Origin of the sequence: Vibrio sp. 10N.286.49.C3, from assembly GCF_041469545.1 — a bacterium.
GTDB classification, from domain to species: domain Bacteria; phylum Pseudomonadota; class Gammaproteobacteria; order Enterobacterales; family Vibrionaceae; genus Vibrio; species Vibrio tasmaniensis_A.
This window is the reverse complement of record NZ_JBFRKT010000048.1, coordinates 7985-26049: the sequence shown is the minus strand read 5'-3', so window position 1 is coordinate 26049 and position 18065 is coordinate 7985. Positions and strand designations below refer to the sequence as shown.

14 protein-coding genes are annotated in these 18065 nt (G+C 43.4%); 5 read left to right on the top strand and 9 right to left on the bottom strand.

Features of this window, described 5'->3' with window-relative positions:
* Window positions 1-11: 11 nt before the first annotated feature.
* The 3 genes from AB4180_RS17995 to AB4180_RS17985 form a co-directional block, all read right to left on the bottom strand.
* Window positions 12-1703 (bottom strand): SgrR family transcriptional regulator, encoded by a 1692-nt coding sequence (locus AB4180_RS17995; protein ID WP_017102145.1) that lies wholly within the window; start codon window positions 1701-1703, stop codon window positions 12-14.
* Window positions 1704-1856: 153 nt separating this feature from the next.
* On the bottom strand, window positions 1857-2090 hold the full coding sequence (locus tag AB4180_RS17990; RefSeq protein ID WP_017102146.1) for a DUF3389 domain-containing protein: 234 nt from the start codon (window positions 2088-2090) through the stop codon (window positions 1857-1859).
* 73 nt (window positions 2091-2163) lie between these two features.
* Window positions 2164-2589 carry a hotdog fold thioesterase gene (locus AB4180_RS17985; RefSeq protein WP_017097935.1) on the bottom strand — a complete coding sequence of 142 codons (426 nt, stop codon included), beginning with the start codon at window positions 2587-2589 and terminating at the stop codon, window positions 2164-2166.
* Between the two features lie 184 nt (window positions 2590-2773).
* On the opposite strand from AB4180_RS17985, the gene AB4180_RS17980 reads away from it, so the two are divergent.
* Window positions 2774-3562: a M48 family metallopeptidase gene (locus tag AB4180_RS17980; protein WP_017102147.1), complete on the top strand. Its 789-nt coding sequence runs from the start codon at window positions 2774-2776 to the stop codon at window positions 3560-3562.
* A gap of 84 nt (window positions 3563-3646) precedes the next feature.
* On the opposite strand, the gene AB4180_RS17975 is transcribed toward AB4180_RS17980, so the two are convergent.
* The gene (locus AB4180_RS17975; protein WP_029222770.1) at window positions 3647-4729 is read right to left on the bottom strand and encodes a site-2 protease family protein; all 1083 of its coding nucleotides are present in this window, start codon (window positions 4727-4729) and stop codon (window positions 3647-3649) included.
* 357 nt (window positions 4730-5086) lie between these two features.
* Between AB4180_RS17975 and AB4180_RS17970 the strand changes: the two genes are divergently transcribed.
* The 3 genes from AB4180_RS17970 to AB4180_RS17960 all read left to right on the top strand — a co-directional run bounded on the left by AB4180_RS17970 (window position 5087) and on the right by AB4180_RS17960 (window position 9575).
* On the top strand, window positions 5087-6346 hold the full coding sequence (locus AB4180_RS17970) for an outer membrane protein transport protein (RefSeq protein WP_017102148.1): 1260 nt from the start codon (window positions 5087-5089) through the stop codon (window positions 6344-6346).
* 13 nt (window positions 6347-6359) lie between these two features.
* Window positions 6360-8798 carry a VolA/Pla-1 family phospholipase gene (locus AB4180_RS17965; RefSeq protein WP_102250466.1) on the top strand — a complete coding sequence of 813 codons (2439 nt, stop codon included), beginning with the start codon at window positions 6360-6362 and terminating at the stop codon, window positions 8796-8798.
* A 219-nt stretch (window positions 8799-9017) separates the two neighbouring features.
* Window positions 9018-9575 carry a PhnA domain-containing protein gene (locus AB4180_RS17960; protein ID WP_009845316.1) on the top strand — a complete coding sequence of 186 codons (558 nt, stop codon included), beginning with the start codon at window positions 9018-9020 and terminating at the stop codon, window positions 9573-9575.
* A gap of 77 nt (window positions 9576-9652) precedes the next feature.
* Here AB4180_RS17960 and AB4180_RS17955 read toward each other — a convergent pair whose 3' ends face one another.
* The 5 genes from AB4180_RS17955 to AB4180_RS17935 form a co-directional block, all read right to left on the bottom strand.
* Complete coding sequence (locus tag AB4180_RS17955) at window positions 9653-10939, bottom strand: DEAD/DEAH box helicase (RefSeq protein WP_029222771.1); 1287 nt, start codon at window positions 10937-10939, stop codon at window positions 9653-9655.
* A gap of 142 nt (window positions 10940-11081) precedes the next feature.
* Window positions 11082-11822, bottom strand: coding sequence for a DUF1223 domain-containing protein (locus tag AB4180_RS17950; protein WP_102250467.1), 741 nt, complete (start codon window positions 11820-11822; stop codon window positions 11082-11084).
* A 211-nt stretch (window positions 11823-12033) separates the two neighbouring features.
* A complete protein-coding gene (locus AB4180_RS17945; protein ID WP_009845310.1) occupies window positions 12034-12222 on the bottom strand; it encodes a hypothetical protein in 189 nt (62 codons plus the stop codon).
* A 313-nt stretch (window positions 12223-12535) separates the two neighbouring features.
* Window positions 12536-13537, bottom strand: a complete 1002-nt coding sequence (locus AB4180_RS17940) for a TerC/Alx family metal homeostasis membrane protein (protein ID WP_029222773.1) — start codon at window positions 13535-13537, stop codon at window positions 12536-12538.
* 609 nt (window positions 13538-14146) lie between these two features.
* Complete coding sequence (locus tag AB4180_RS17935; protein ID WP_029222774.1) at window positions 14147-15886, bottom strand: bifunctional UDP-sugar hydrolase/5'-nucleotidase; 1740 nt, start codon at window positions 15884-15886, stop codon at window positions 14147-14149.
* Between the two features lie 238 nt (window positions 15887-16124).
* Between AB4180_RS17935 and AB4180_RS17930 the strand changes: the two genes are divergently transcribed.
* Window positions 16125-17891, top strand: a complete 1767-nt coding sequence (locus AB4180_RS17930; RefSeq protein WP_017100531.1) for an ATP-dependent endonuclease — start codon at window positions 16125-16127, stop codon at window positions 17889-17891.
* Window positions 17892-18065: the final 174 nt, after the last annotated feature.

The window sequence follows — 18065 nt, the reverse complement described above, 5'->3', positions numbered from 1 at the left end:
TTTCTGTGATTTTAGTCAACGTCAGGTTTTACCCAAACTTGGCTAAAGTCGAACCAACCGAGTGCGTTGCACTTCGCGTTTTGTAACGTACCGCACTGGTCTTTGTTTACGCCTAACCAACAGTGGAACATCGGGATCAATTGGTTGCTTTGGACAAGTTGTTTACCGAGTTGTCTTGCTGGGAATTGCTCGAACTCGCCCGAGCGCCAGCGATCAATCATGTGACACCATTGGTCGAAGTCTTCTGCTGGGCTAGATTCATCAAGAAAGCTGTAATCCATTAGCCAGCCGGCTAGCGCATCATCTCTATTGTTAGCGATACCCATTGGATTAATCCAAATATCGACATTATCGGCGTGTGGAGGATCGGTTTCGTAACCATAAAGTTCAACGTCGACGTCATATTGCTTCAACACTGTAACAATAGCCTTCGCAAGTGTTGGAAACATTGGGTGTTGGCATTGGTAAGCCAATCTAATGGTTGGTTTCGCATTCGCTGGTGGACAAACCGGCGTGTTCAACTTGATGTCATACCAACCGGGCTTTATCCCATAAGCGTGTAACACTCCCAAATCGATAACAGTTTCTTTCGGAATGTGTACAAACAGATCGGCCGCATTCAAAGTATTAGATAAAAATTGCGCCCATGCAGGATCTTGTGCGATGCCCTTTTTCCGATTCAACAGTAGATAGGTACAGCCGGGATCAAGTTCGACTTCGTCGCTATCGCCGCGATCCGCCATTACAGGCTTAGAAAGGCTTGGGTAAACCATTGAAGAGTAAGCCTCATCAACAACCCAAACCTCAACACGATCAATCAATGGCCTAAAACCAAAATATCCGTTGAAAGCCGTTAATACGAGTTGTTTATCATCATTCTTTTCAATGCGATACGGGCCTGTACCAATCGGTCGAATATCGTAGTCTTCACCACGTAAAATCATCGGTAAGGTGACTTTGGCAACGGATTCAGTCAGAGCGAGTGGGAAGTGTTTATCTGGTCGCGTTAAAAAGACATCAACCACACAGTTTGCCGGAGAAGAGACGTCTTTTATATGTGAGAACATATTGAGAGGTTCGAATGCTAGCAGCGTATCCACAACATGATTAGTTAACAAAGGCTCTCCGTTATGAAAACGGACTCCGGGTCTCAAGAAGAATCGCCATTGATAATCGCTGATTTTTTGCCATGAATGAGCAAGATCGGGCTGTAATTGATCGTTCTCATCCAAACGTGTTAACCCACTGAATACCTGACAGGTAATATGCTGCTCAGATCGTCGCATCGACTTTGTCGGGTTAAGCATAGAAAGCGGTCGGTAATAAGGCAAACGAATAACCTGCTCACCTTCCTGGTATTGCACACCCAAGTAATTTTGAATAACTTGAGTCAGCTTGGCTGCATTGTGATCAAGCACTGACAGCGCTTGTCCAATTTTACCTTCTTGTAAGTAGCGTCTTGCTAAGTTTTCACTGACATCGCAACGATTCTGCTTAAAAATAAGTTGAGATAACTTACCTCGCCCAGCCGCAGGTAACCACTCAACCCATCCTTCTTCTTCAAGCTTATTGAGTACCATCCGGGCATTACGACGGGTACAACAAAGTACATCCGTGATGTCGTCGAGCTGAACATCAGAATCTTTACCATCGAAGTATTCAAACAGGGTTTCAAATTGAACGCGAAGTCTTGGGCTGCTCATAAAGAGGAAAACTTATTCAAAGGACATTGAATTCAGTTTCCCTATTTTAAGACTTAAAATCAATCTTACTGATGTGATTTTCTTGCGATTTATTAGGTATGGTGTCCTAATATTTGATTCAAATAGAAGGTCTAAGTCTTTTGCAGTATACGATTACATCACATCGCAGCCGATTTCATTGGCAATATCTCGAAGCTGCTGTTCGTTGTCTAATTTAATCGACCACTTGCATTCAGAACCATTGGCTGAAATGACATTTGCCCCTTTTCCTATCAGTTGGATTGCATCAACTTGAGCTTGTAGCGTTGCTCTGTGCTCACCATCCAAACGAACGACAAGCTCATGTGCGGTTGCGATGATTTTCCCACTTTTAAACGTTATGACCATGGATTTCTCGGACTATTTTTAAATACAGATTACTTCTTATAAATACAAACACAGCTAACTAATGCTTAGCCTATTATCGCTTATGTTTCTTCACAGCAATAGTTAAACGACTTGTACAGACTAAGCGTTGACGCTCATCCGTGATGTTTATCTGCCATACTTGGGTAGATACACCTAAGTGAATAGGCTCAGCAGTACCGACAACATGACCTTCGCGCATGGATCTAACGTGGTTTGCGTTGATATCTAGCCCAACGCAATAGTAGCCTTCTGGAACGCAAAAATTAGCAGCCAATGAGCCAAGCGTTTCTGCTAACACAACCGATGCGCCGCCATGGAGCATACCTAAAGGTTGGTGGGTAAAATGACAAACCGGCATGGTTGCCACCAAAGAGTTGTCGTTGACCTCGGTGTATACAATATTGAGGTGTTCAATTAAGGTATTTTTTGAGGTCGCGTTGAAGATCTCTAGGTCAACGGGCTTTTTCCAAATACTCATGTAGGTTCCTTAATTATTGGCTTTGTTATCGCGTGTGCAGTTTTATCATCGTTAATTGGTTGATAAAACCGATAACGTTAGCATTACTGCTGGGATTATTACCGAAATAGTTATCTTACTGCTACTAGCTATTACACAAGTTGATGTTAACATGCATAAAAACCGAATACACAGAGGATATTGTATGACGTCATGGATGAAGTTTGCCTCGCTTCTTACACTCGCTGGGCTAAGTGCATGCAGCGCTTCCCCAACAGGCAGAAACCAATTACTGCTTTTTTCAGATAAAGATATGTCTCAGCTTGGAGCACAGTCTTTTGAACAAATGAAGAAAGAACAACCCATCAGCAAAGATGCAAAAACGAACGCTTATGTACAGTGCGTTGCAAACAGCATCACGCAATACATTCCTAAACAAGGTTTTAGTGAATGGGAAGTTGTTGTCTTTGACAGTGACCAAGTAAACGCATTCGCCCTACCAGGCGGAAAAATTGGCGTATATACCGGGTTGCTTAAGGTAGCGGTTAATCAAGACCAACTCGCAACAGTTATCGGACACGAAGTGGCGCACGTTTTAGCAGACCACAGTAACGAGCGCCTATCTCAGTCTCAAATCGCTAACACTGGCTTATCGGTTACTAGCATCGCATTAGGCGCATCAGAATACAGCCAATATCAAGGTATGACGATGGCTGCTTTAGGTTTAGGCGTTCAGTACGGCGTTATTCTACCGTATGGGCGAACTCAAGAGTCTGAAGCCGATGTTGTTGGCCTAGAGTATATGGCTAGAGCTGGATTTGATCCTAACCAAAGTGTCGACCTATGGCAAAACATGGCGAAGGCATCGGGTGGTAATCAGCCCCCAGAACTGCTTTCTACACACCCTTCGCACAGTACGCGTATCAAAGATCAGCAAGCGACGATCAAAACGCTTCCCCAATCGGGTTCTCCAAGACCAAATTGCAAAGCGTAATTTTACATTTGTCTAGACGCTAAACTTCGAATACAAAAATGCCCTATCCATATTGGCTAGGGCATTTTTTTGTTTTGGTTCTTGTTAAGTACCAAGAATTTGCAATGGTAGGCTTAATAGCTGATCACCAGTAGATGCAAAATACCAGATAACACCAATCAAACTACTCACTAAACCCACATACCAAACAAACGACACGACTTGACCGTATTTGTCTAATGGCAACAAGTGACTGTGGTGACGCCCTTTCCATTCGAAAAGTATTTCCACACTACCCATAATCAATAAGAAACCAAACAAGGTCAGATTCAACTGATAACTCAGTACCACACCAGCAACAGCGGCTGCGATACACAATACAATACCAAGCACGCTGTTCATTGAGAAACTGATACTTTTCAGTACATGTCCGCCATCGAGAGGCAAAATTGGCAATAGATTAAACAAGTTCAATAGCGCGTTGAATACTGCAAGCCCAGCAAAGAACATCTCGCCAGTGATCCAGTACAACACCATAAACACCAAAGACAATATCAATCCGAACAATGGCCCCATGATTGAGATAACTACATCTTGCCAGCGCGTATTGATCTTCTCATCGGATAACGCTAAACCACCAAGGAATGGTATCAAATAGATGCCTTTGGTCTTCATACCAAAGTATTTCATCGCTCTGATATGGCCGTATTCATGGAACATAAGGCAAGCGATTAGAGCTAAAGCAAATTGAATTGAAAACAGCCATGAATACGCAGCCAAGCTCGCTGAGGCAAGTACGACTTTGATTAGCTTGGCACTTTTTAATGCTTTCATACCAAGCGACACTAATCCAATTAAGCTAAAACGCTTCTCAGGTTTAGGTGCTACAACGGGAGTTTGTTGCTCGATGTCTTTAGTGTCGCGGTTACCTTCGGCAATCGTTTGACCATTGACGGAGGCTTTGTAGTACATCTCAAATGGCTGCCATTGAACTGACGCTTTGACGTGACACTGCAACGTATCTTCGCCAGATTGCAACATGAATGAGTGAGTTCGAGCATTATCTTGCTCAGAGGTCGCATCCAGTTGAGACACAAGTGTATTGTCCCAGAACAGCTGTTGCCAACCAGCCATTGAACCTTCTAAACGAAGCGGTTTTCCAAGAAACTCTATCGCGAGTAATTCCAAACTTAAATTCCAATTTAATGCCATCGTAAATGAAACCGTATTATGCCGATTTAGCGATTAACGGTAAACACAAACGAAGTTGTTACATATTTAAGCAATTGAACACTATTTATTCCGATAATGCGCATAAACATTCTGGTCACACCTCCAACCACGAATAAACCATTGATTGTATGCATATTATAAATGTTAAAGTCCCGCCCCTTAAAATTATAACTTCACAAAATGATAACTCATTCTTTGACTTTACATGAAACATGAATTTAACATGTCATTTACATTGGAGCATCACTAATAAGAATGCTCAGTGTGTTTTCAACAATAAGAATGAGATTTGATGCCCTAGGAGGGTCAAGGATGAAAACAATACAACGCTCTCTCGTTTCGCTTTCTGTACTATTTGCATGTAATTCACTTGCGGCTGGTTTCCAAGTTGCTGAGCACTCAGCCTCAGGCCTTGGACGCGCATTCTCAGGTGAAGGTGCAGTTGCCGATAACGCGAGTGTACTTGCGAGAAACCCCGCTGCAATGACCCTATTTGATACAGCCCAATTTTCAGGCGCGGTTTCTGTCGTTGATCCAGAAGTAGACATTACTCAAAACAATGTTCCAGGTTCTGGCGGACAAAGTCAGACATCTAAAGACGTCGCTCCCCTTCAAATTGTACCTGGTGCTTACTACATTAGCCCAATCAATGAGCAATGGGCTTGGGGCATTGGTATGTTTTCCAACTACGGTGTTGCTACCGATTACCCAGATGATATCTACGCGGGTGATCTAGCTGGTGATACATCACTAATGTCTGTCAATTTAAATCCAAACGTAGCGTATAGAATCGACGACCAATTCAGCATTGGTGCTGGCGTAAACCTTGTTTATGCAGAAGCTGAACTCAACCGACACCAAGGTGCTATTTCAAATGTTACTGGTGATCCTTCGTCGACGAAGTTAATCAGTATGACTGGCGAAACATTCGCATTTGGTTGGAATGTGGGTGGCTTATATGAATTGAATGAAAACAATCGATTTTCTATCGCTTATCGTTCGGAAGTTGACCTTGATTTTGACGATGGTGATTTCAAAGATTACACCGGTGGAATCGTACAAGGTAGCGCAACTGCAACGACTGGCCGCTTAAAAATTACCTTACCTTCAATTATTGAAATATCGGCTTTCCACCAACTGACCGATCAGTGGGCTATCCACTACGGTTGGCAACAAACGGGTTGGAGCAGTTTTAAAGAACTTAAAGCCACCAGTCCAGATTGTAAAGATGGTGTGTGTTTTAAAAAGACAGAACACTACGAGGATAACAACCGCTACTCGTTGGGTGCGACTTATCAGTTGAATCAAGAGTGGACACTAAGGGCGGGTCTTGCCTATGACGAGCAAGCTGGTCAAGCAACGTTAAGTATCCCAGATAGCGATCGTTACTGGTACAGCACTGGCTTGACTTACCAATACAGCCCAGATCTTTCTATTGATGCTGGTTTTTCACTTGTACAAAGTAAAGATGGTGATTTCACGGAAACTAACGAACTGGGTCAAAAGCTTGAGTTTTCAGGTGATGCAGTAGCTTACCTATCTGCAATTCAATTGAACTACACCTTTAACTAAACGGAATTCAAACATGAAAAAGTTATTTAGTGTTTCGCTGCTTGCTTCGGCGATATTTCTTGCAGGTTGTGGTGATGACTCTTCGAGTTCAGGTGCCTCAACTGCCGTTAAATATGAGCAGTACATTCAAGATTCACTGGCTCGCACAACGAGTATTAAGTTTCATCTAAGTGGTGCGAACAAAGCGGTTCCACTGCCAAGCTTTGCTCTGATGGACACGACGGATGGCACTCTAGGATTACCAACGGGTGGTAAAGATTCGTTAACGAATCCAATTGCGGCAATGAACACAATGGATGGCTGGTCTACTTCGATGCCAATCGTTATGAATTTCGAAGGTACCGGTCTTGCCGACGGTGTCGCGACCGGCGGCGTTTACATTCTAAAACTTAGCAGTTCACTCACATCCACAACACCACCAACGGTTACAGGCGTGTTGACTCTAGGTACGCACTTTAATGTGTTATCTAGCGCTGCAACGGATGCCTTTACTATTGTATTTAAAGATTCACTCGATGCTTCAAGCGAATACGTGTTGGCACTGTCGAATGAACTGAACGATGTTAATGGCGAACCGGTAGGTATGTCGTCAAGCTATGCGGCTCTGAAATCAAGTTCAGTAACCTATACTGACGGCAGCTTAGCTCAGGCACAAAAAGTAACTCAGGGTGTAGAGCAAATCTTTGCAGGGGCAAATGCCGCTGGCAAAGTTAGCCTTGATACCAAAGACATCATCTACTCGACGTGGTTTACCACCGAATCGGTTGGCGGTTCCCTTTTCGCAACAAAAGCAGCAACAGCGACTGGGTTGGCTTCTGCGAACCTAAACGGTGTATGGAAAGGCAGTGCAAACCCTAATTCGGTTGACCTAAAAGCCGCGTACACTATGTCGTTTCTTCCTGCAGTCACATTCAAAACAGCATTAGCAAATGACACTGATTTTGATAAATACATTGGTGGCGGCGACTCGACTAAGATTGCTAAAGCCAAATTTGCTATTGGGGCGATGTACGATGCATCAAGTGCAGATGTCAATGTAAGTCAAGGGTCGGTTAAGTTACCTCACTACTTAGAAACAAGCAGCAGCAAATGGAATACTCAGCCGTTTGAATCCGCTATGCCTAGCCTAGCTAAGGTTTCAAATGCTCTAAGTAATAGTGCAGAAAAGGCGAACATGGCCGCTCAACTTATTGCTGCTGGTATTGATGCAAGTATATTAGCGACGAGTCAAACAGAGCAGCTTAAACTCATTGGTTTAAACCTGACTCTTAAAGATGGTTCAGCACTTGATAGCGAGCGAGTCATCACCAAATACTCACCTGTTCCTCAAGTTAAATCATTAGAAGACGTCGAACTCTTACTGTTTACGCCAAATGGTTCTGATCCTACTAATGTTGTGATCTACCAACACGGTATCACCTCAGCGAAAGAAAACGCTTATGCTTTCGCTTACAACCTTGCAAAAGCAGGTGTAGCTGTATTGGCGATTGACTTACCGCTCCACGGTACACGTAGTTTAGATGATACTCGTTCGGCAAACGCTGACGTGTTAGCTTATCTGAACTTGGCGAACTTACCCGTCGCTCGCGATAACGTGCGTCAAAGTGCGCTTGATGTTATGGGCTTACGCGCATCTTTAGCCGTTTCATTAAAAGCTGGGGCACTCACAACGTCTCCATTGAAGGCATTTAATCTAACTACTGGCTCACAAGTGAAGTTCTTAGGCCACTCGCTAGGTGGTATTGTTGGAACAACAGCAGTTGCAGCCTCTAACCGTACTCTCGGTAGTGTCGCAGCTAATTCGCTTTACTCATTCAGTTCAGCAGCGATAGAAAACTCAGGCGGTCAGATATCTAACCTTCTACTGGGTTCTACAGAGTTTGGCCCTCAAGTTAAGCACAGCGTTGCGTTGAGCGCTTCAACTGAATACGCAGGTTTCGCAACCGCGAACTGTGGAAGCCTCTCTAGCAAACAGTGTTACACAACGTTTGAAGCAAACGCGACCGCTGCACAGAAAGCAACTATGACAGCCGCTTTCCAACAGTTCGCTTACGCTGCACAAACTGTGTTGGATACTGTGGATCCATTTACCAATGCTGCTTATCTAGTTGCTTCTGGCTCACCTGTTCTGCCTATTTATATGGGGCAAGTACAAGGTGATGATACAGTACCAAACACTGTGGCAAACGCTCCGTTCGCAGGAACGACACCGTTAGCAACTAAGCTTGGCCTAACAGTCGTTGATTCGAGTAAGACGACCCCTGACGGTGCGAAGGACTTTGTTAAGTTCAGTGATGTTGCTGCACACAGTACGTTTGTAATACCGCAAGATACCACTACACCAACACCTTTGGACGCAGGTCATCATGTAAGCATGCAGACACAAGCTGTAGACTTCTTGATCGACAACGCGTTAACTTCAGCATCTATTACTGCTTCTTTCTTGGAATAAGAATAGTTGCAACTAAACAAATGCCAGCCTAACCGCTGGCATTTTTGTTTCTACCACCAACCAACTATCCCTAGTTAACCGTTTGCATAAAACGTTAAAACACAAATGGTTGATCTCGGCTAAAATTAATCAAGACAGAATACCGTACGACCTCTTTCTTTATTGTAAATAAAGTGGATAATAGCCCCGTAATTAATACCTAATAAATGTGAGTCCATTATGTCTTCTGAAGCTACTATGCTAGAACGCTGCCAATCTAAATGTGAACTATGTGGTTCTGATTCTTCTCTTACTGCGTACGCAGTACCGCCACACAGCCACGTAACAGTGGATCACGGCATCATGGTTTGTGACAAATGCCTTGGTGAGATTGACGAGCCTAAAGATATCAACCACTGGCGCTGCCTAAGCGACAGCATGTGGAGTCAAGAGGCACCAGTTCAAGTAACGGCATGGCGTCAACTTACTCGTCTGAACACTGAAAGCTGGGCTCAAGACGCACTTGACATGATGTACCTTGAAGAAGAAACATCAGTTTGGGCACAAATCGGCATGTCTGCTGATGATAAGCCTCTTGATGTGAACGGCGTTGAACTTAAAAAAGGTGACGACGTAACAGTAATCAAAGACCTGCCAATCAAAGGGACTAACCAAGTGATTAAGCAAGGTACTGTTATCCGTGGCATCAGCGTTGGTGACGATCCTAAGCTTGTTTCTGGTAAAACAAATGGCGGTCAATCAATGTACGTAATCGCTGAGTTCTGCCGTAAGAAGTAATGACTTTTTACTCGTAGAATTAAGAAAGGCGCTCAATTGAGCGCCTTTCTTGTATCTATAATCTAACCATTCTTAATTTAGTTATTTCTCAACCAAACATCTTGGTTTTTAGGTGCTTTCTTCTTTTTCTTCTTGCCAGTTCCTGCTGGTGGCGCAACCGGTTTTAATGCAGCAACAAGTGCAGCGGTTGCTTCTTCATCCACTTCAAAGCCTTCGATTTGCTCACGCTCAAGACGAATTTTGTTCTTCTTCTCGATGATTGTGAAGTGATGGTAGTCTTCGTGATCGATCAAAGATAATGCTAAACCAACCTCACCTGCACGACCGCTTCGGCCAATACGGTGCATGTAGTCTGATGGACTACGTGGTAAGTCAAAGTTGATAACTACAGGAAGCTTTTCAATATCCAGACCACGAGCTGCGATGTCTGTCGCGATCAGAACGTCAATCTCGCCAGATTTAAAATCTTCTAGGATACGAGTACGTGAACCCTGACCTTTATCACCGTGGAATACTTCCGCAATGATACCGCGCTTGTATAGCTTGTCTGCCAAATGTTCACAGCTGTTCTTCGCATTCACGAAGATCAGAGCTTGGCGCCATTCGTGTTGCTGAATCAGGTGCGCTAACAAAGCTGTCTTACGACCTTTCTCTACTTCGAATACTCGCTGAACTAGCGTGCTCGCATTGGCACTTTGAAGTTGGACTTCAATTGGGTCGTTCAGTAATTCGTGAGTCAACGTTTTAACTTGCTCAGGGAAAGTCGCAGAGAACAACAGAGTTTGCTTCTTGCTTGGCAGCAGCTTCAAGATCGCGTCGAGCTCTTCGGTAAAGCCAAGGCTCAACATACGGTCTGCTTCATCAAGCACTAACGTTTTTACTTTATCGAGTTTGATAGCGTTGCTGGAGATTAGATCAAGCAAACGACCCGGCGTTGCCACCAAGATGTCTGTGCCGCCACGTAACGCTTGCATCTGAGTGTTCACCGATACACCACCGAATACACAAACAGTTTTGATTGCACCGTTGAAATGTACTGCGTAAGACTTAACGCTATCGGCAACTTGCTTAGCAAGCTCACGTGTAGGAACCAAGATAAGGCCAGAAACATAGTTACCTTTGCCTGAACGACGGTCCAGAGGTGCATCTTCATGGATTTGTTGTAACAGTGGAAGTGCAAAGGCTGCGGTTTTACCTGAACCTGTATTTGCGCCTGCAATTAGGTCGCGTCCTGCTAACACACTTGGAATAACTTGCGCTTGGATAGGCGTTGGCTGTTGGTATTCAAGCTCGGTAAGACGAGCCATCAAAGGAGAGATTAAGCCAAGATCAGAGAAGTTGGTTGGTGTTGTGGTGTTAGTCATTAATTGCAGGAACTCAAAGCTAAAATAATAGCGCGCTATATTAACGTATTTCAGCAGTATTACGTAACTAAATCGCCCCTTTCTCTCGTGTTTTAGCAATGAGCCCCCACTACAACACATCCAGTATCAAGTTATCGCAAGTTTAATTCAGCCATCCTGCTACCGTTTGTTCCGGTGTATACGAGTTAGGTTCGGTTAACCACACGGCTACTGCATCTGGTGTGGCGACTAAAGGAGAGAAATCGATATTGAATTGCCATTCAGACTCACCACGTCGATAGCCGTCATAAACCACGATAAAATCGTGCTCAAGTTTCTTACCTCTGTTCTCGCCCGCTTCAACGCTGGTGACTTCGTTCATCGCCAACAAGGCAATATGAGCGACATAATCACCTTTGCCTTCGTAATGCACGCTGAACGTATCGCCTTTATGGTTCACTGTTAATTTAGGATTAATTTGTTGTTGGAGCGATGGCAAGGTTCTGTCTAGCCAATTAAAGTAACCACGCCACTCTTTTCCATCGACGATAAAGCCCGGGGTATAAACACCACTTGTTACCCCATAAGCTTTGTACAAGCGTTGCTTCTGACTGAATGCCTTGCTCGCGAACTTATCTCCCCATCCTAGGTAGTCCCAGTAATCGACGTGATAGGCGAGCGGAATGACTTGTGTCCAAAGTTTAGGGTGGTCTTCAAAAGTACTAAGGTAGGCATCAGCAGGCGGACAACTTGAACAACCTTCAGAGGTGAACAGTTCGATAACCTGCGCAGGTTGACCTTCATTACTCCAGGTTTGTGCAATCGACACAGAAGAGTAAAAGCCGATCGGTAAGGCAAGTAAACAGAGTTTAATCAATGGTGAGTTGCAGCTGGCGTGTGACATACCGTGATCCTTGTACGAAGCGAATTTACTGGCGCTCAAATACAGACCGTTATGCCTAAGTCTTTCTTTCAGGTGATGAGTTTTCAGGTGCTTAGTTTATTTTAAATGCTTAGTTTCTTTGAGATACACAGCTTATTGCAGATACAAAAACGCCAGCTTCAGAAGCTGGCGTTTTCTTAAAATTCTATATTTTTACATGTTAACGCGGAGATTAACGGTTGATACCGATATCGCGTTGCATGTGACCAGATAGGTCGCTTGAGTAGTAACTACGTGGAGAGTTGTCTACAAAAAGAATATCGAAAATGTGTGCAATCAATCCTTTGAAGTTAACCGAGTAGGTCTTCTTATCCATAGAGTTAGGAACAGCGATAGTATTCATTTGCATTGCTTGAGCCATGATTGCCTCTCTATAAATTTGTTTAAGTGGTTCGTTCTGATGACAAGAATAATAGGTGATTTTTTACACGTTAAAAAATGACTAAATTTGGGCATTCAGATTAGTTTTTCTAATAAAACAAACCATTAACAACGCATGAAAATACATATTCACAAATGGTGACTATAAATTCACAATGGCGTTAAAATCATGCATTTAGTACAAATACCCTTCAAATCATAGTGGCCAATGTCACAGAAATTTTACATAAATAATTTTTCCACTTCATCGACCACATACCGATTATAAACTTTTCGATAAGTTATATTTGTTTCTAATTCACTTGTTCAATGTCTGGCTTCTTAGCATAAATCGACGCTATAACCGCAACCGTCATGGTAGAAATCAGCACCGCCAACGACCAATACGTCGGTATAGCCCATTCGCTATCAACCAGTAGCATTTTTACACCAATAAAGACCATGATGAATGCCAGCGCAGGCTTCAAGTAAATGAACTTATCCATCATGCCTTGCAGTACAAAGTACAAAGAACGGAGACCAAGTAACGCAAATACGTTTGCAGCAAGTACTAAGAAAGGTTCTTGTGTTACCGCAAAGATCGCAGGAATAGAATCCAATGCAAACATCACATCCATAACTGCAATCGCACCGATCACCAACATCATTGGAGTGAATGCCCATTTAGCACCCTGTTTAACCATTAATGCAGGGCCATGGAAATCTTCGGTTACCGGCATCACTTTACGAAGTAGCTTTTCAGGCAGTGTATTCACGCTTTCCTCTTCGCCCTTGTCTAACGCCAGTTTAATACCAGTACCAATCAAGAACGCAGCGAACACGTAAAGTACCCAGTGGTATTCCGCCAATAGCTGTGCGCCTAGTGCGATCATAATTGCACGAAGTACCAATGCACCAATTACGCCCCAAAGAAGCGCACGTGGTCTTAGATGCTCAGGAACTTGGTATTGAGCAAAGATCATCGCGAAAACAAATAGGTTGTCTACACTGAGTGATTTTTCTAGCAAGTAACCCGTAATGAATGACACGGTTGCTTTTTGCGCTGTGTAGTCACTATTTGGTGCATAAATGTCCCAGAATAAGTAAATAGAACCAGCAAACAAAAATGCAAGTACAAACCAAAAAACGCTCCAGATTGCCGCTTTTTTAATTGTGACGTTCCCACCACGAGTCTGATAGATATCAATAGAGACGAGAATCACTGTTAGCAGGAAAAAACCCGCATAAGTCGTCATGATTGGCGATGAAAAAAAGGATTCACTATTTGTAGATAATAGAGATTGAGTTGAGTTCATTATTCCTCCGGGCGGAAGAACTTTACAAAGACCTTCCGCAAACAAAACATATCAAGTTCCACGACGGATCTTGATTGTGATTGCGTTGGTCTCGTTGAAGTGAAATATGGGATTTCACCTTTACATACCGGATAGGCTCTTAGCCTAACGAGATGACGACATGTAAACTTGCGCTAACTACTCCCCAAACGCGTGGATAATATTCCCCTATTTGTGTTTCGTCTATTAAAATTTGCACTAGAAATACAAAAAAGGAGCAAATGCTCCTTTCTTATTGATGCCACCCTGTCAAATAGATACTCGAATTGATTCTAAGAATAAATCCGCTAACCAAATTCACGATGGCACTGCGTAGTTACACTGCAAAACGATCAAGTAATAATTCTGCGTAAATTACTATCTTGCGTAAATTACAATCCTGCAGTCGGTATCAAATACACTAACGCAGACCAAACCGATACCCAACCAACCACCGCTACTGCATCTAACCAATCTTTCTTATCCATGCTTATCTCCACAAGAAGTGTGACCTGCAGGAATAAAGCATAAACAATGCCAAATTTATAAACAGCTAGAACTAATAATGTTAAGTGCAAGCATTGACGCTGGCTATCTAAAACACTCCATGCAATTCAGCGGTTCATTGTGTTTAAGAGATTCTGGGTATTCTTGCAAGAACTCAATAAAACAGTCTGCCATAGAATCGGTCGTCACCACGCCATCACCTATCATATCTAAGACGGCGTTATAGCCCTCTTTTCCTTTCATGGTGTAGGCTGACGACGCGCCTCGGTAAATTCGGTCGCGAGACACAGGCTGCCAACCGGATGTTTCAGAGTGTATTTCTAGATGATGAATCCTATGTCCTAAGGGTGCTTCTTTGTGATAACAAAATCTCAAGTTATGAGTATAAGGAAAGCTACCTGAACCCGTGCCCACAACACCATTATCGAGCGCGTTGTTAATTGCCCCTTCGAGCATGCCTGCGATCGTTTCACCTTTTACGTCATACACACCAATGGGTACGGCAAACGGTAGTAGTTTTCCGGCAATATCGGCAACGGATACATCACCACTATTGAGTGAATTTCGCACTCCACCAGAGTTGTGAATCGCAAATTCAACCTGATGCCCTTTTTTGTTCATTAGGTAGTGAAATGATTGAGCAACCAAGGGCGCAAGCTGACTTGGACCTTTCTCATCCGGGATCCGAATATGGCGCAGTGTTGTGTCTGCATGAGCAATCACTTGTTGCTGAAGCTTTCGAACTCTCGGCTGGTATTTATCCGTCAGAATGCTCTGCAGCTCAGGATCTTTCTTACACACTGCAATATTAGGGTGATTATTCAAAAACTCACACGCCATATCATGAGCGTCGTCTTGCCCTACTTCACTTAGCTTTGCATCTATAAACAGTCGACGGCCTAACAGCAGTTCGTTTTTACCGTTAAAGTGAGTCACTTTGCCTTCAGCATCGAACTCGATTTCGCAGTGTCCTAAGCTCATGGCGTGGAAACCCGCTTGCACAACATAGGTGTCACCGACTTTCACACCGTAGTCATCGTCTTTGACTAAGCCAATATCAGAGAAATCACCTTGTAAGCGATGACTATGGCCACCAACAATGACGCCAATACCTGTTACGTTGGCTGCTAACTCTAAATCAGCTTCGTAACCAAGATGGCTAAGTAACACAATCTTGTTGATACCAGCTTTATGAATCTGCTCAATGGTCGCTTTTGCTGTTTCTAAAGCATTTTCAAATGGTGTATCGATATCTGGATTAGCAATGCCTGCCATCTTGTCGATGCTTAAGCCGAATATTGCAACCTTCTCGCTATCAAACTCTTTCGTTATAAAAGAAGCACTTCGCGTTGCAGTCAGATAAGGCTTAACAATTTCGTTGTCCGCTAAGGTATGAGTTTTATTGATATCCTCATTCGATAGATTCCAGTTACCGGCCAACAGTGGGAATTTGATTCTTTTAGCGAAAATCGCAACGGGCTCATTACCCATGTCTAGCTCGTGATTGCCGAGCGTCATGGCATCTATATTAAGGGCGTTCAACAAATCGGCGTTGGCTTTTCCCTTGAATAAAGAAAAGTACAAAGTGCCCTGGAAGCAGTCACCAGCATGCAGGAACAGGGTTCCAACCTTCTGACGCTGGGCATCTTGTTCTATTTGTTTGAAGCGTGTTGAAATTCGAGCAAAGCCACCAGTACTGACATAAGGTTCAATGATGTGGTTGTTCATTTTAAGTGATAGCTGTAACGAGGTTGGTTCAAAGTATGAGTGGGTGTCGTTGATGTGTGCCAACACTATTTTTGTCGGCTTATTCTTTTTAGTCATATTTTCTTCTCTCTTTGTCCCTTCATACTAGGTCGAGAATCATGACAGAATCGTGAATTTTATGAAACTGCACTGCAAAAAAATACTCGAGATAGATCGAAAATCTCATTTTGCACCGTATAAATAAACAACGGGTTTTGTGACAGGTGAGCATACCAGATTTGTGTTTTTCGATTATGATTAAAGATATCTGTTAGCTTTCAAACAATTAGCAGAGCCTTCCGTTAGGAGTAAGCCTATGCAACTAGAAAGAATCGAGATTTCTGGCTTTCGAGGTATTAAGCGCATGTCTCTTGCGTTTGATGAGCTAACCACGCTTATTGGTGAAAATACTTGGGGTAAGTCTTCATTATTGGATGCCCTTTCCGTCGTTCTCCCTTCAGACGGAGTTCCATATCACTTCGAAATGACCGATTTCCATGTCGATTACTCAGTTTCACATCCACAGTCTCAACACCTTCAAATTGTTCTCGCGTTAAAAGCCAACGATAAAAGTGAGCTAAATGCAGGACGTTATCGCAAACTCAAGCCGGTGTGGGTTCAAGACGAGTTTGGTGTTTTTCGTATCTATTATCGAATCAGTGCCACGTTAGAACAGTATGAAACGACAACACACTATGCATTTTTGGGGTTGGACGGAAACCCTCTCAAGCTTCATCACTCAGAAAAGCTCGCTCAAGAATTAATGACGTTACACCCTGTAATTCGTTTAAGAGATGCAAGACACTTCGATCGCCCTTTCAACGGCAACTCACTTAACCATAATGCTCACCTACCAGCCAATGTTCATGCTAGCAACGGTCACGCTAATAATGTGAACGGAAATAGTAACGGCCAGAGTCAAACAACCAATGGTAATGGCAGCAATGGAAACGGCAATAACGGAAATGGGCGTCAGGCAAGGATAGAAAAGCGCATCGACAACACCTGCCGTCGCCTTATGGCAATACCCGGACATGTTAATAAAGGTGAAATGCGCAGTAGTCTTGAGTCGATGCAAAGCTTAATAGAACACTACTTCTCATTTAAGAGTGTCTCACGTAAAAATCCGAGAAAACCGCGTGATGGGTTACTTTACTCAGCTGGTGCGAACGACAAGAGCATTCATCAATTGGTCGAAGAGACCAAAAACAAACAAACTCGCTTATTATTCATGGGGTTGCTTAATGCCTATTTGCAAGCAAAAGGGCCAAATGACTTAAGAAGATGTGCTCGCCCTCTTTTGATCCTTGAAGATCCAGAAGGTCGATTGCACCCAACGCACTTGGCAAGGGCTTGGAGCTTGATGCAAAAGCTGCCCATGCAAAAAATCCTGACCACCAACAGTGGCGATCTACTTGCTGCTGTGCCGCTTCAATCGATTCGTCGTTTAGTACGTCAGTCAGATAAAACCATTGCCAACCAACTCAATGTGAACCACTTCAGCAAAGATGAACTTCGTCGAATTGGTTTTCATATTCGTTTTCACCGGTCCGGCGCTCTGTACGCTCGCTGCTGGTTGTTAGTAGAAGGTGAAACCGAAGTCTGGTTGTTTAACGAGTTAGCCAACCAATGTGGGTATAACCTTGCTGCGGAAGGCGTTCAAATTATTGAGTTCGCGCAGTCTGGTCTTAAAGCGCTCATTAAAGTAGCGCAAGAGTTTGGTATCGATTGGCATGTAGTAACTGATGGTGATGCAGCCGGAAAAAAATATGCGGCGACTGTGCTATCTAAACTTGGTAATGATCAAGAACGACATCGCCTCACAGAACTGCCTGATAGAGACATCGAGCACTACTTGTACATGAATGGGTTTGAGAACTTTTTCAGAGACATGGTTAAGATTCCTTATGATCACCCTATTCCAGCGAAAAAAGTTGTGGCTAAAGTTCTCAAGAAACACGCAAAACCAGACCTGGCTTTAGCGATCGTGTCTCATTGTGAGAATCAAGGACAAGACTGTATTCCATTGTTGTTGAGATGGACTTTGAAACGCGTGATCACCATGGCAAACGGAAATACCTAGCTTCTTGCTTATCTGATAAGTGCTATTAGTTCTTCTGTTGATAATTTCTTGAATTGATTAAGAAACCAAAAAAGGCACACCAAGTGGTGTGCCTGTATAAATCGATATACAAATTAATTGGGGGTTATCTTGCAAGAGTTCACAGTGACTAAACTAAGGTTAGGTTAACGAATT

Coding starts and splice junctions, on each gene's coding strand:
- AB4180_RS17960 (WP_009845316.1), top strand. CDS start 9,018: ATGTCTTCTGAAGCTACTATGCTAGAACGCTGCCAATCTAAATGTGAA.
- AB4180_RS17990 (WP_017102146.1), bottom strand. CDS start 2,090: ATGGTCATAACGTTTAAAAGTGGGAAAATCATCGCAACCGCACATGAG.
- AB4180_RS17935 (WP_029222774.1), bottom strand. CDS start 15,886: ATGACTAAAAAGAATAAGCCGACAAAAATAGTGTTGGCACACATCAAC.
- AB4180_RS17985 (WP_017097935.1), bottom strand. CDS start 2,589: ATGAGTATTTGGAAAAAGCCCGTTGACCTAGAGATCTTCAACGCGACC.
- AB4180_RS17940 (WP_029222773.1), bottom strand. CDS start 13,537: ATGAACTCAACTCAATCTCTATTATCTACAAATAGTGAATCCTTTTTT.
- AB4180_RS17965 (WP_102250466.1), top strand. CDS start 6,360: ATGAAAAAGTTATTTAGTGTTTCGCTGCTTGCTTCGGCGATATTTCTT.
- AB4180_RS17930 (WP_017100531.1), top strand. CDS start 16,125: ATGCAACTAGAAAGAATCGAGATTTCTGGCTTTCGAGGTATTAAGCGC.
- AB4180_RS17980 (WP_017102147.1), top strand. CDS start 2,774: ATGACGTCATGGATGAAGTTTGCCTCGCTTCTTACACTCGCTGGGCTA.
- AB4180_RS17995 (WP_017102145.1), bottom strand. CDS start 1,703: ATGAGCAGCCCAAGACTTCGCGTTCAATTTGAAACCCTGTTTGAATAC.
- AB4180_RS17945 (WP_009845310.1), bottom strand. CDS start 12,222: ATGGCTCAAGCAATGCAAATGAATACTATCGCTGTTCCTAACTCTATG.
- AB4180_RS17950 (WP_102250467.1), bottom strand. CDS start 11,822: ATGTCACACGCCAGCTGCAACTCACCATTGATTAAACTCTGTTTACTT.
- AB4180_RS17970 (WP_017102148.1), top strand. CDS start 5,087: ATGAAAACAATACAACGCTCTCTCGTTTCGCTTTCTGTACTATTTGCA.
- AB4180_RS17955 (WP_029222771.1), bottom strand. CDS start 10,939: ATGACTAACACCACAACACCAACCAACTTCTCTGATCTTGGCTTAATC.